Annotated in this window: 11 protein-coding genes; 8 read left to right on the forward strand and 3 right to left on the reverse strand. The window is 74.1% G+C overall.

The window, feature by feature from the left end; all coding sequences use genetic code 11:
* The first annotated feature begins 35 nt into the window (after positions 1 to 35).
* Positions 36 to 1,052: a TAXI family TRAP transporter solute-binding subunit gene (locus ACFY61_RS04670; RefSeq protein ID WP_389466900.1), complete on the forward strand. Its 1,017-nt coding sequence runs from the start codon at positions 36 to 38 to the stop codon at positions 1,050 to 1,052.
* A 45-nt stretch (positions 1,053 to 1,097) separates the two neighbouring features.
* Here ACFY61_RS04670 and ACFY61_RS04675 read toward each other — a convergent pair whose 3' ends face one another.
* On the reverse strand, positions 1,098 to 2,066 hold the full coding sequence (locus ACFY61_RS04675; RefSeq protein ID WP_389467033.1) for an ROK family protein: 969 nt from the start codon (positions 2,064 to 2,066) through the stop codon (positions 1,098 to 1,100).
* Between the two features lie 351 nt (positions 2,067 to 2,417).
* Between ACFY61_RS04675 and ACFY61_RS04680 the strand changes: the two genes are divergently transcribed.
* A complete protein-coding gene (locus ACFY61_RS04680) occupies positions 2,418 to 3,686 on the forward strand; it encodes a glycosyl hydrolase (protein WP_389466902.1) in 1,269 nt (422 codons plus the stop codon).
* 15 nt (positions 3,687 to 3,701) lie between these two features.
* Positions 3,702 to 5,702, forward strand: a complete 2,001-nt coding sequence (locus tag ACFY61_RS04685) for an endo-beta-N-acetylglucosaminidase (protein ID WP_389466903.1) — start codon at positions 3,702 to 3,704, stop codon at positions 5,700 to 5,702.
* Positions 5,703 to 5,730: 28 nt separating this feature from the next.
* On the opposite strand, the gene ACFY61_RS04690 is transcribed toward ACFY61_RS04685, so the two are convergent.
* Entirely contained in the window at positions 5,731 to 7,152 is a 1,422-nt protein-coding gene (locus ACFY61_RS04690; protein WP_389466905.1) for an ATP-binding protein, read from the reverse strand.
* Positions 7,153 to 7,162: 10 nt separating this feature from the next.
* Positions 7,163 to 7,954, reverse strand: coding sequence for a response regulator transcription factor (locus tag ACFY61_RS04695; protein WP_389466907.1), 792 nt, complete (start codon positions 7,952 to 7,954; stop codon positions 7,163 to 7,165).
* A 267-nt stretch (positions 7,955 to 8,221) separates the two neighbouring features.
* On the opposite strand from ACFY61_RS04695, the gene ACFY61_RS04700 reads away from it, so the two are divergent.
* The 5 genes from ACFY61_RS04700 (at position 8,222) to ACFY61_RS04720 (ending at position 13,423) form a co-directional block, all read left to right on the forward strand.
* Positions 8,222 to 8,962 (forward strand): amino acid ABC transporter ATP-binding protein, encoded by a 741-nt coding sequence (locus tag ACFY61_RS04700; protein WP_389466909.1) that lies wholly within the window; start codon positions 8,222 to 8,224, stop codon positions 8,960 to 8,962.
* Positions 8,963 to 9,025: 63 nt separating this feature from the next.
* Positions 9,026 to 9,871: a glutamate ABC transporter substrate-binding protein gene (locus ACFY61_RS04705; RefSeq protein ID WP_389466911.1), complete on the forward strand. Its 846-nt coding sequence runs from the start codon at positions 9,026 to 9,028 to the stop codon at positions 9,869 to 9,871.
* Positions 9,872 to 9,954: 83 nt separating this feature from the next.
* Complete coding sequence (locus ACFY61_RS04710) at positions 9,955 to 10,629, forward strand: amino acid ABC transporter permease (RefSeq protein WP_389466913.1); 675 nt, start codon at positions 9,955 to 9,957, stop codon at positions 10,627 to 10,629.
* Positions 10,626 to 11,561 (forward strand): amino acid ABC transporter permease, encoded by a 936-nt coding sequence (locus ACFY61_RS04715; protein WP_389466915.1) that lies wholly within the window; start codon positions 10,626 to 10,628, stop codon positions 11,559 to 11,561. The genes ACFY61_RS04710 and ACFY61_RS04715 overlap by 4 nt, the downstream gene beginning before the upstream one ends.
* 167 nt (positions 11,562 to 11,728) lie before the next feature.
* Positions 11,729 to 13,423, forward strand: a complete 1,695-nt coding sequence (locus ACFY61_RS04720; protein ID WP_389466917.1) for an FAD-dependent monooxygenase — start codon at positions 11,729 to 11,731, stop codon at positions 13,421 to 13,423.
* Positions 13,424 to 13,442: the final 19 nt, after the last annotated feature.

The raw sequence follows: 13,442 nt of genomic DNA on the forward strand, positions 1-13,442 counted from the left end.
TGACAGGAAGGCCGGGGGCTGGCAGGATCGCGCGCATGCCCCCCGCACCACCCTTCGCCTCCCGGATGTCGCCGCACCGGCGCCGCCGCGTGCTGCGCGGGCTGGCGGCCGGGGTGGTGGTGCTGGGTCTGCTGCTGTGGTGGCTGTGGCCGTTCGGCGCCTCGGACCCGAAGGGCTCGCTCACGTTCAGCACGGGCGTCCGTACGGGCGTGTACCACCGCTACGGCGAGCTGCTCGAGCAGGCGCTGGCCCGGGACCTGCCCGGGGTGGACGTGCGGCTGCTGCCGAGCGAGGGTTCGCAGCAGAACCTGGCGCGGGTGGCCTCGGGCGAGGCGGACTTCACGGTGGCCACGGCGGACGCGGTGGCCAAGTACCGGGCGGACGGCAAGCCGGGGGCGGAGGGTCTGCGCGGAGTGGCCCGGCTGTACGACGACTACGTGCAGCTGGTGGTGCCGGCGGACTCGCCGGTGCAGTCCGCGCGTGACCTGCGCGGCAAGAAGGTCGCGGTGGGACAGCCGGGGTCCGGGGTGCGGCTGATCTCGGAACGGCTGCTGGCGGCGGCGAAGCTGGACCCGCAGCGGGACGTCACACCGGTGTCGATCGGCATCGACACCATGCCGGCCGAGCTGGAGGCGGGCCGGATCGACGCGTTCTTCTGGTCCGGTGGCCTGCCCACGAACGCGGTGCGGGAACTGTCGGAGCGGTTCGACATCCGGCTGGTGCCGCTGGGCGACCTGCTGCCGGAACTCCAGGGCGGCGGCACGCCGGGGCTGCGGTACTACCGGGCGGCGGTGATGTCCCCGGACGCGTACCGGCGGTCGCGCAACAGCACGGCGGTGGAGACGGTGGCGGTCCCGAACCTGCTGGTGACGACGGAGCGGACCGACCCGGACCTGACCGAGCGGTTCACGCGGACGGTCATCTCCAGCCGGGACGACGTCGGGCGGGAGGTCCACGCGGCCCAGCGGGTGGACCTGCGGACGGCGATCTACACGGACCCCCTGGACCTGCACGAGGGTGCCCGCCGGTACTACCGGTCGGTCAAGCCGTAGCCGCGGGTCCCGGCCGGCCGCGGGCCGTGGTTCCGGGCCGCGGTCTCAGGAACCCGCGAGCAGCTCCGCGGCCGCCGCGGCCGCGCCGATCAGTCCGGCGTCGTTGCCCAGGGCCGCCGGGACGACCGTGAGCCCGCCGACGAAGCCCAGGGTCGCGTACGTCCCGAGGTGGGCCCGGACCGGGCCGAAGAGGGTGTCCCCCGCGGCGGCCACGCCGCCGCCGATCACCGCGATGTCGGTCTCGACCAGGGTCGCGGTGGCGGCGATGGCCGCGGCCAGGGCCCGGCCCGCCCGGTCGAAGGCGGCCAGGGCGACGGGGTCCCCGGTCCGGGCGGCCGCCGCGACGCCCGCCGCCGTGCGGTCGGGGCCGTCCCAGCCCTGGGCGAGCGCCCAGCGGGCGATGGCGGTTCCGGAGGCCACGGCCTCCACGCAGCCCCGGCCGCCGCACACGCACTCCGTGCCGTCGAAGTCCACGCTGATGTGGCCGATGTGCCCGGCGTTGCCGGTGGGGCCCGGGTGCAGGCGGCCGCCGAGGACCAGCCCGCCGCCGACGCCGGTCGACACGACCATGCACAGGGCGTCGGCGTGGTTCCGGGCGGCGCCCAGCCAGTGCTCGGCCGCGGTCATCGCCACCCCGTCGCCGACCAGCACGGCCGGGACCGGGGCGCCGTGGGCGGCCAGCGCGGCGCGGGTGCGGGCCAGTACGGGGTAGTCCCGCCAGGCGGCGATGTTCACCGGGCTGACCGTGCCCCGTACGGCGTCCACCGGGCCGGCGCTGCCGATCCCGCACCGGCGGACCGCGGGCCAGGCCGGGTCCCGGGCCAGGTCCGCCACGACCTCGGCCACGGCCGCCATGACCCCGTCGCCGTCCACTCCGCGGGGGGTGGGCCGGCGGGTGGTGCCGGTCATCGTCCCGTCGGGGTGGACCAGCGCGCCGGCGATCTTGGTGCCGCCGATGTCGATCGCGGCGGTCAGGCCGGCGGGCCCGGCCGAGTCGTCGCGCGGTGCCGGCACGCCGGAGGCCGGAGCGGGGGCGGGGGTGGTCACGGTGGCCCTCCTGGGATGGTCGGAGCTCAGTATGGGCCCCGCCGGCGCCGCTCCGCCGACGGGGCCGCGGCCGGCCGGAGCGGACCGTACGGGTCCGGCCGCCCCAGGACGGCATCAGGCCAACTGCCGTACCGCGGGTGTGCGCCCCGTGGCCCGGAGTCGCCGCAGGTCGGCGCGCGGCCGGGCCGGGCACCGGGCGGCCGCGGTCGCCGCGGGCCGGGTTGACCGTCCGCCCGGGCGCCCGTCAGGTTGGGGCACCGGCGGATCCCCGCGGCGCCCGGGTCACCCCCGGGCGTTCCCCGAACCCCAGGACTTCGCATGGACGGCGATCATCCCGTACCCCGGCCGCCGCGGTTCGGCGCCAACTACACCCCCACGCGGGGCTGGTTCCACCACTGGCTGGACTTCGACCCCGGTGAGGTCGGGGCCGACCTCGACTCGATCGCCGCGCTGGGCCTGGACCACGTACGGGTGTTCCCGCTGTGGCCGCTGTTCCAGCCCAACCGCACCCTGATCCGGCCGCGCGCCGTCGAACAGCTGGTGGCGGTGGCGGACGCGGCGGCCGGGCGCGGGCTGGACGTCGCCGTGGACGGCCTGCAGGGGCACCTGTCGGGCTTCGACTTCCTGCCGGCGTGGACGCGGACCTGGCACCGGCGGAACCTCTTCACCGACCCCGAGGTCGTCGCCGGGCAGGAGGAGTACCTGCGGACCCTGGCGTCCGCGCTCGCCGACCGGCCGAACTTCCTGGGGATGACCGTCGGGAACGAGGTCAACCAGTTCGCGGACGACCCGCACCCCGACCCGGACCGGATCACCCGTGAGCAGGCCGGCCAGTGGCTGGAGCGGATGCTGGCGGCCTGCGAGGCGGGCGCCCCGGGGCGGTTCCACGTGCACGGGGAGTACGACGCGGCCTGGTACCGGGACGGGCATCCGTTCACGGTGGCGCAGGCGGCCCGGCTCGGCGCCGCGACCGTCGTGCACTCCTGGGTGTTCGACGGCACCGCCCAGCGGCACGGCCGCTCCGGCACGGCGACCGTGTACCACGCGGCGTACCTCATCGAGCTGTCCAAGGCCTACGCCGTGGACCCGCGCCGCCCGGTCTGGCTCCAGGAGGTGGGCGCCCCGGCCCCGCTGATCCCGCCGGAGCACGCCGCGGAGTTCGCGGCTGCGACCCTGGCGAACGCGCTGGACTGCGCGGACCTGTGGGGGGTGACCTGGTGGTGTTCGCACGACGTCTCCCGCGGGCTGGCCGACTTCCCGGAGCTGGAGTACGGGCTGGGGCTGCTCGGCAACGACCGGCGGGTCAAGCCGGCCGGTGCCGCGGTCGCGGAGGCCGCGGCCGCGTGGCGGGGCCGGACCGTACGCCCGGCGCCGCGCACCACCGGTCTGGTACTGGACGCGGGCGGGACGGAGGCGGCCGGGCGCCGCTCGGTGTGCGCGCCGGGCGGCGCCTACTTCGAGGCGTGGTTCCGGCTGGCGGGGGCCGGGGTCCGCCCGGCGGTGGTCCTCGCGGAGCTCGCGGACGACCGCGCGCACCTCGCCGCGCGCGGCATCACGGAACTGGTCGGCGTCGGCGACGCCGGCTGAGCGAGAGGAGACCCCGTGTCACGGCCCGTCCGCCCCGCCCCCGTGGAATCCGCGCCGCCGGACATCGCCCCGTACGCCTCCTACTGGTTCCCCGATTCGCTGCCGGCCGGCACACCGGCGCCGGGAGTGACCTGGCGCTCGCTCAAGCGGTGGACGGCGGCCTCCGACCCCGACCTGCCGTACAACACCTCCACCGTGCCGCTCGCGGACCGGTTCACGCCCGTGCCGGCCAACGCCACCGCCCGCGCCGGCCAGGCCCGGATCGCCGCCCTGGTGTCCTTCGGCAGCACCGCCGGCCATCCCGCGCAGGGTTCGCCGACCGCCGACCACTACGCGCCGACCCACTGGGCGTACGTCGACGAGCTGGTGTTCTGGGGCGGTTCCGCCGGCGAGGGCGTCGTGCTCGCGCCGGCGGCGCCGGTGACGGACGCCGCGCACCGCAACGGGGTGCGGGTCCTGGGCAACGTGTTCCTGCCGCCGGTGGCGTACGGCGGTGACCTGGACTGGACGCGGGAGCTGGTCCAGCAGGACGCCGCGGGCCGCTTCCCGCTGGCCGCGCGGCTGGCCGAGGTGGCCGCCGCGTACGGGTTCGACGGCTGGTTCGTGAACGCCGAGACGGACGGCGGGGACAGCCGGCTCGCCGGGCGGATGCGGGAGTTCCTGCGCGCGCTGCGTACCGCAGGCGCGGCCCGGGGGCTCCGCGTCACCTGGTACGACGCCATGAACTCCACCGGCGCGGTGGGCTGGCAGGGCGCGCTCAACGACCTCAACCAGGAGTTCTTCGAGGACGGGGCGGGGCGGGTCGCGGACTGCGTGTTCGTCGACTTCCGGTGGCGTTCGGGGGCGGAGGGGCTTGGGCCCTCCGGAGACCGGGCGGACGGCCTCGGCCGCAGCCGCTACGAGCTGTGGGCCGGGGTGGACGTGGAGTCGGCCGGCTGGGACACGGCCGTGCCCTGGGACGAGCTCCTCCCCCACGGCTCCCGGCACGTCGTCAGTTGTGGTCTGTACCGGCCGGAATGGACCAGGAACCACCTCGCCGACCGCTCCCCCGGCGCCTTCCACGCCGCCGACGACCGGTTCTGGACCGGTGCCTCGCTGGACCCGTCGCGCCCCGGGGCGGACGGCACCTGGCGGGCGCCGGCCACGGCCGTCGCGGACCGGTCCACCGTGACCGCGCTGCCGTTCGCCTGCGCGTTCAACACCGGGCACGGGCTGGACTGGTTCGAGGACGGGGAGGCCGTCTCCGGGGCGCCGTGGAACCACCTGGGGCTGCAGGACCGGCTGCCCGGCCGCCGCTGGGTGGTGCGGACCCGGGGTGAGCGGCCGTCGGTGGGCCTCGACTTCTCGGCGGCCTGGCGCGGCGGGTCCAGTCTGCTGGTCGAGGGCCGGCCGGCCGCCCCCGTCGAGGTCGGGCTGCACGCCGCCCGGCTGCCGCTGTCGCGGGCCACCGTGCTGGAGCTGGTGCACCGCTCCGAGGCGGGTCCGGTCGTGGTGGAGGCGGGGGTGGCCACCGGGGAGGCGGCCGCGCCCGGCGAGCCGGTGCCGTACGTGTGGCTGGGCACGGTGACGGCCGCGGCCGGGCGGGGCTGGTGCCGTTCCCGGATCCGGCTGTTCCCGCTCGCCGGGAGGACCGGGCACGGGCTGGCGGTCCGGCTGACCGGGCTCGGGCGTACGCCGGTGCGGTGGCGGCTGGGCGCGGTCGCGGTGTACGACGGGGAGCCGGCCGGGCCCGCCGCGCCGGGCGGGCTGCGGGTGGACGCCTCGGCCCGCGGGGAGGCGGGCGCGGCGGCGCTGCGGCTGTCGTGGCGGGCCGCGCCCGGGCCGGTACGGCACTACGAGCTGTTCCGGGTGCTGCCGGGCGGCGGGCGCCGTTTCCTGGGCGGTACCTGCGGGACGGCGCTGTACGTACCGGCCCTGGAGCGGGCCGGGCGGGAACGGGCGGCGGCGCTGGAGGTCAGGGCGGTCGACGAGCTGTACGCGGCCTCGGCCCCGGCGCGTACGGCGTACGTCTGGTAGCCCGCCTGGTGCCCGGCGGGCCGGGGGTCTACTCCCCGGGGTGGGGGGCGGTGCGGGGGACGGAGACCGTGACGCGGAGGCCGTGCGGCTGGTTCGTCTCGTACGACAGGGAGCCGCCGCCCGCGGCCAGCAGGGCGCGGGAGATGGACAGGCCGAGGCCGGAGCCCTTGACGTTCTGGTGCCGGCCGCTGCGCCAGAACCGGTCGCCGATCCGGGCGAGCTCCTCCTCCGTGAGGCCGGGTCCGTGGTCGGCGACCACGATCACGGCGGACCGCCCGTCCTCGGCGGTGCCGGCCTCGACCTCGACGGTCTCCCCGGCCGGCGTGAACTTCAGGGCGTTGTCGATGACGGCGTCGAGGGCGCTGGACAGGGCGATGGGGTCGGCCCAGCCGGTGACGGCGGAGCGGCCGGCCAGGGTGAGGCCGACGCCCTTCTCCTCGGCGAGCGGGCGCCAGGCGGCGACCCGCTCGGCGGTGAGCTCGCCGATGTCGGTCAGGCTGATCTCGGCGGAGGCGTGCTCGGCCAGCGCCAGGTCCAGCAGGTCGTCGAGGACCTGGGCCAGGCGCTTGCCCTCGGTCCGCACCGAGGCGATCTCCTCGTTGCCCTCGGGCAGTTCGAGGGCGAGCAGCTCGATGCGCAGGAGCAGGGCGGCGAGCGGGTTGCGCAGCTGGTGGGAGGCGTCTGCGACGAACGCCCGCTGCTGCTCCAGGACCTCCTCCACGTTGTCGGCCATCTCGTTGAACGAACGGGCCAGCCGCCGGAGTTCCGGCGGGCCGCCGGCGGCGGCGACCCGGGAGTTCATCCGGCCCGTGGCGATGCCGTGGGCGGCCGCGTCCAGGGTGCGGACGGGTTTGAGGACCCAGCTCGTGAGGCGGAGGGCCGCGCCGAAGGCGACCAGCATGGCGGCGGACAGACCGCCGATGATCAGCAGCCAGCCGCGCAGGGTGCCGGCACGCATCTGGTCGGTGGGCGACTCGGTCACGACGACGGCGACCACGTCGCCGTCGAGGACCACCGGGGAGGCGACGAGCAGTTTGCCCTCGGTCTGCCAGGGCCAGACCTGGGCGGGGTCGTGGCTGCGGCGCCCGGCCAGGGCCTCGTTGAACGCGCGCCGGCCGTCTTCGGTGTCGGGCAGCTGCCACCAGCCGGGGGCGCGGGCCATCGACTGGCCGTCGCGGTAGAAGATGCCGACCCGGACCCCGTAGACCTCCTGGTAGCGGGCGAGTTCCAGCTGGAGGATCTCCCGGCGCTCGTCGGCGCCCCTGTCCCCGGAGCCCTCGGAGTCCACGACGAACTGGGCCAGGGCGGCGAAGCGGGCGCTGTCGTCGATGCGGTCGACGACGACCCGCTGCTGCTGCCCGGCGGCCAGGCTCACGGCGAGCGGGAAGCCGAGCGCGAGCAGGACGCCCGCCATCAGGACGAAGAGCAGGGGGAGGAGCCGGGCGCGCACGGTCCGCCCGCTACCGGCCGGCCGGCCCGGTGGAGCCGGCGGGGCCGCCGGCGGGCCCGTTCGTTCCGGTGGCCGGCGGGGCGACGAGGCGGTAGCCCACGCCGCGGACCGTCTCGATCAGGGCGGGCATCCGCAGTTTGGAGCGCAGCGAGGCGACGTGCACTTCCAGGGTGCGGCCGGTGCCCTCCCAGCTGGTGCGCCACACCTCGCTGATGATCTGTTCGCGCCGGAAGACCACGCCGGGCCGCTGGGCGAGCAGCGCGAGCAGGTCGAACTCCTTGCGGGTGAGCGGTACGTCGGTGCCGCCCACGGTGACCCGGCGGGTGGGCAGCTCGATGGCGACCGGGCCGAGGCGGACGACCTCGGGGGCGCCGCCGGAGCCGGTCCGGGCCTTGTCGTCCGCTCCGGCCGTCCCGCCGCCGGAGCCGGTGCCGGTGCTGGTGCGCCGGGCGACGGCGTGGATCCGGGCCAGGAGCTCGCCGGTGTCGTAGGGCTTGACGACGTAGTCGTCGGCTCCCATGTTGAGGCCGTGGATGCGGGAGCGCACGTCACCGCGGGCGGTCACCATGATCACGGGCGTGGTGGTGCGCTTGCGGATCTTGCCGCAGACCTCGTAGCCGTCCTGGTCGGGCAGGCCGAGGTCGAGCAGGACCACGCCGAAGGGCGGGGCCCCGGCCGGCAGCAGGGCCTGCAGGGCTTCCTCGCCGTTGCGGGCGTGGGTGACCTGGAAGCCGTGCCGGGCGAGGATCGCGGACAGGGCGGCGGCGACGTGGTCGTCGTCCTCGACGAGCAGCAGTCTCATGCGTCCCCCTTCCGGATCGGTATGTCGGGCGTATGGCCGTCGTGTGGCCACCATGCATCCACGCCGATGAAGACTCCCACGTCAAGGGGGTTCCCGCCCGGCGCGTCTTCCGTTATGCACCCGGTACGCGTACGGCGGGGGACGCCTACGGAGCGTATCGGGCGGAGGCCGTATCGTTATGCTCAATTCTCGCTCAGATGTGATGACGGTGTGCACACGGTCCCCCTACTGTCCTCCCAACCGAGGAGGACGGAGCGTGGAGAGCCGATGAGCGGCGACCTGGTCGTACTGAGTAACGTCAACAAGCACTTCGGCGCACTGCACGTGCTGCAGGACATCAACCTGAGCATCGCCCGCGGCGAGGTCGTCGTGGTGATCGGCCCTTCGGGGTCGGGCAAGTCCACGCTCTGCCGGACCATCAACCGGCTGGAGACCATCGATTCCGGCACCATCACGCTGGACGGGAAGGAACTTCCCTCCGAGGGCAAGGAGTTGGCGCGGCTGCGGGCCGACGTCGGCATGGTGTTCCAGTCCTTCAACCTCTTCGCGCACAAGACGGTGCTGGAGAACGTGACGCTGGGCCAGCTGAAGGTCCGCAAGACCCCGTACCCGGCGGCCGAGAAGAAGGCCCGCGAGCTGCTGGACCGGGTGGGCGTCGGCTCGCAGGCGGACAAGTACCCGGCGCAGCTGTCCGGCGGCCAGCAGCAGCGCGTGGCCATCGCCCGCGCGCTGGCGATGGAGCCGAAGGTGATGCTCTTCGACGAGCCCACCTCGGCGCTGGACCCCGAGATGATCAACGAGGTGCTGGAGGTCATGCAGCAGCTGGCCTCGGACGGCATGACGATGGTCGTGGTCACGCACGAGATGGGCTTCGCCCGCTCCGCCGCGAACCGGGTCGTCTTCATGGCCGACGGCAAGATCGTCGAAGAGGCCGCACCCGAGCAGTTCTTCAGCAATCCGCGCAGCGACCGCGCCAAGGACTTCCTGTCGAAGATCCTGCACCACTGACTCGTCCGGTCTGGTACTGATCCGGTGGTAGTCCAACAACGTCTCATCCGAGGGAAGTTCACTATGAAGCTCTTCAAGACCGGTGCGGCCGCGGCGCTCGCCGTCACTCTCGCCCTGACCGCCACCGCGTGCGGCGGCGGCAGCAACGACAAGGGCTCTTCGGGCTCCGGCGACAAGAAGGACAAGATCGTCGTCGGCATCAAGTACGACCAGCCCGGCCTGGGCCTGAAGACCCCGGACGGCAAGTTCACCGGTTTCGACGTGGACGTGGCCACCTACGTGGCCAAGGAGCTGGGCTACAGCGCCGACCAGATCGAGTTCAAGCAGGCCGTCTCCGCCGAGCGCGAGAACCTGATCCAGAACGGCGACGTGAAGTTCGTCGTCGCCAGCTACTCGATCACCGACAAGCGCAAGGCCAAGGTCGACTTCGCCGGCCCGTACTTCCTGGCCCACCAGGACCTGCTGGTCCGCGCGGACGAGTCCGGCATCACCAAGGCCGAGGACCTGAACGACAAGAAGCTCTGCTCGGTCACCGGCTCCACCTCGGCGCAGAACGTCAAGGAGAAGCTGGCCCCGAAGGCCAACCTGCAGCAGATGGGCGGCTACTCCGAGTGCCTCACGGGCCTGGAGAACAAGGCCGTCGACGCCCTGACCACGGACAACTCCATCCTGGCCGGCTACGCCGCGCAGGAGAAGAACCAGGGCAAGTTCAAGCTGGCCGGCCTGAGCCTGAGCAACGAGAACTACGGCATCGGTCTGAAGAAGGGCGACAAGGACCTCCAGACCAAGATCAACGCCGCGCTGAAGAAGATGGTCCAGGACGGCTCCTGGGAGAAGTTCGTGACGGCCAACTTCGGCCCGGCGAACTACAAGAACGAGCCCGCGCCGCAGATCACCGAAGGCAGCTGATTCCTCGGTGAGGCGCGTCGCCGCCCGCCTGCCTCGGGCGGCGGCGCGCCCCACCGGCCATCCTGGGGAGAGCGCAGGACATCGTGTTCGATTTTCTTGAGTCCGGGCAGTACGACCTGCTCGGCGCCTTCTGGGTGACGGTCCAGCTCACCCTCTACTCGGCGATCGGGTCCCTGGTCTGGGGCACCCTGCTCGCCGGGATGCGGGTCAGCCCCGTCCCGCTGATGCGGGCCTTCGGCACCGCGTACGTGAACGTCGTACGCAACACCCCGCTCACCGTGCTGATCGTGGCCTGCTCGCTGGGGCTCAACCAGACGCTCGGGTTCTCCATGGGCGCCGAGCGCTTCGAGGACATCGGCTTCCGGCTGGCGGTCCTCGGCTTCGCCGCCTACACCGGCACCTTCGTGTGCGAAGCGCTGCGTTCCGGCATCAACACCGTGCCGGTCGGCCAGGCCGAGGCGGCCCGCGCACTGGGCCTGAGCTTCACCCAGGTGCTGCGGCTCATCGTGCTCCCCCAGGCCTTCCGGGCGGTCATCGCGCCGCTCGCCAACGTCCTTATCGCCCTCACCAAGAACACCACGGTGGCGGCGGCCATCGGCGTCGCCGAGGCGGCCCTGCTGATGAAGGAAATGATGGAGAACGAAGCACAGGCGCTGTTCGCCGTGTTCGGCGTCATCGCCATGGGCTTCGTCCTGCTCACCCTGCCGACCGGTCTGCTGCTGGGCTGGGTGGCCAAGCGAGTGGCGGTGAAGCGATGAGCTCCGTGCTGTACGACACCCCCGGCCCCAAGGCCAGGGCGCGCAACGTCGTCTACACCGTGGTCTTCCTGGTGCTGATGGCACTGGCCGGCTGGTGGGTCATAGGCACCCTGGCCGACAAGAAGCAGCTCGACGCCGACAAGTGGACGCCGTTCCTGACGGGCGAGGTCTGGACGACTTTCCTCCTGCCCGGCCTCGGCGAGACCCTCAAGGCGGGCCTGATCGCCATGGTGATCGCCCTGCCCCTGGGCGCGCTGTTCGGCATCGGCCGGCTCTCCGACCACGCCTGGGTACGTGTTCCGGTCGGCACGGTCGTCGAGTTCTTCCGCGCGATCCCGGTGCTGATCCTGATGGTCTTCGGGTCCGCCCTGTTCGTGCGGTTCACCGACATCGACTCCGAGGTCCGGCCGCTGTACGCCTGCATCACCGGCCTGGTGCTCTACAACGCCTCGGTGATCGCCGAGATCGTCCGGGCCGGCATCCTCTCGCTGCCCAAGGGGCAGGGCGAGGCCGCCAAGGCCCTCGGCATGCGCAAGTCGCAGATCATGACGTACGTGCTGATCCCGCAGGCCGTCACGGCCATGCTGCCCGCCCTGATCAGCCAGCTCGTCGTCATCCTCAAGGACACCGCCATCGCGGGCGCCATCCTGGGCTTCGCCGAGCTGCTCTCCACGAGCCGGCAGATCTCCGCCAACTACAGCAACACCATCCCGACCCTGATCGTGATCGGCCTGCTGTACGTAGCGCTGAACTTCGCCCTCACCGGCTTCGCCTCGTGGCTGGAGGGCCGCCTGCGCCGCGCCAAGAAGGGCGGCGGCGGGAACGCGGCCGCCGTGAGCGCCGCCACCGTGCCCGGTGGGGACGGTGCCGTCGCCGGAGCGCCCCTCATCCCCGCCCAGGGCGACGGCGCGGACGCGGTCGCCAAGGAGTGACGCCCGCCCCGCGTCGCTCCTGACCCCGCATCACCTCACGTGCGCGGTGCGCCGGATCAGCTCCGGCGCACCGCGCACCCGCGTCGGTACCGGTGTCACTTGACGCACGCACCTCCAGTGGGTTGCATACGGTCTGTGATCACATACCGGACATCGGGAGCCGCGCCATGGACCCGGTGATCGTCGTCGGCGCGGGGCCCGTCGGACTCTCCCTGTCCCTGGCCCTGGCCGGCTCGGGCGTACCCTCCGTCGTGCTCGACGAGGGCCCCGGCAAGGAGGAGTCCCGTCCGGCCCGTACGGTCGTGCTGCACGAGGACACCGCCGCGATGGTGCACCGGCTGGGCTGCGGCACCCCGCGCGACGAGGGCGCGCACTTCGCGGCCTGGCGGACGCTGCGGCGCCGCCAGGAGACCCGGCGGGTGACCTTCGAGGACCGGCCGGCCCCTCTGCACGTGCCCCAGCACGCCCTCGTGCGCGGTCTGCGCGCCGCCGCCCTCGCCCACCCCCTGATCACGACGGTCACCGACGTCAGGGTGGACTCGCTGGAACAGGAGGCGCACGGGGTCACCGTCCACACCCGGGGCGCCGAGACCACCTGGTGGCGCGGCAGCCACCTGGTCGGCTGCGACGGCGCCCGGTCCACCGTGCGCAAGCTGCTCGGCGTCCGCTTCCCCGGCCGTACCGCCGTGGAACGCCACGCGGTGGCGGCGCTGCGCACGGAACTGCCCTGGCCCGGCGAGGCGCTGCTGCACCGCGCGCCCCCGGCGGCCGCGGCCGAGGTGACGGCGCGGCCGCTGCCCGACGGGGTGTGGCGGCTGGACTGGCTGCTGCCGCCGCGGGGCGAACTGGTCACCCCGGACGTGCTGATCGAGCTGATCCGGGACACCCTGGCCGGCTGGTGCGGGGGCACCACTCCCCCGTACGACCTGATCGACACCGGCGTGCACACCCTGCACCACCGGCTCGCGCAGCGCTGGCGGGACGGCCGGGTGTTCCTGGCCGGTGACGCCGCCCACCTGCTGGGTGCCCTCGGCACCCAGGGCGTGGAGGAGGGGCTGCGGGACGCCGAGAACCTGGCCTGGAAGCTGGCCCTGGCCTGGCACCACGGCAGTTCCGAGGAGCTGCTCGACAGCTACGCGGCCGAGCGGCGCACCGCCGTCGCCGCCCGGCTGCGGGCCGCCGACCAGGCGATGGCCGTGCTGCGCGGCGGCGGGGGCCTGCGCGGCTACCTGCCCGGGTCCGGGCGCAGCCACGAACTCCTGCTGGCCGAGGGGCACCTGGGCGGCGGGCCGCTGGGCGCGGCCCCCTCGTACGGCCCGCCGGTGGCGGTGCGCGAGGTGCCGACGGCCACGGAGCCGGGCGGCCCGGCGGCGAACGTGCCGGTGACCGCGCCGGACGGGGCGACCGTACCGCTGCGGGACCTGCTGGGGAGGGGACGGCTGCTGGTCGTGCTGGTGGCCCCGGGCACCGGGGTGTGGGACCGCAAGCACTGGCTGAAGGCAGGGCTGATGCCGCGGCTGGCCGCGGCGGTGGCGGCACTGCCGGTGCGCGCCGACCTGCTGGTCGCGGACGGGTATCCGGGGGCGCCGGCGCACACTGTGCTGATGGTCCGTCCGGACGGGCACCTGGCGGCGACCTTCGCCGGGGTCCGGCCCGCCGAACTGTACGCGGCCGCCGACGCGGTACGGGCCGGGGCGCCCGGGAGCTCGGGGACTTCCGGATCTTCCGGATCTTCCGGATCTTCCGGGGCTTCCGGGGCTTCCGGGGCCCTGGTTGCGGCCGGCGATCCGGTCGGGGCCCCGGCTCCGGCCGCGGCGGCGGCCGCCCGGGCGTCCGACGAACCGGCCGCGCCGAACCAGTGATCGATTGACCCTCCGCCGC

It is taken from the genome of Streptomyces sp. NPDC012888 (assembly GCF_042900645.1).
In the GTDB taxonomy this organism is placed as follows: domain Bacteria; phylum Actinomycetota; class Actinomycetes; order Streptomycetales; family Streptomycetaceae; genus Streptomyces.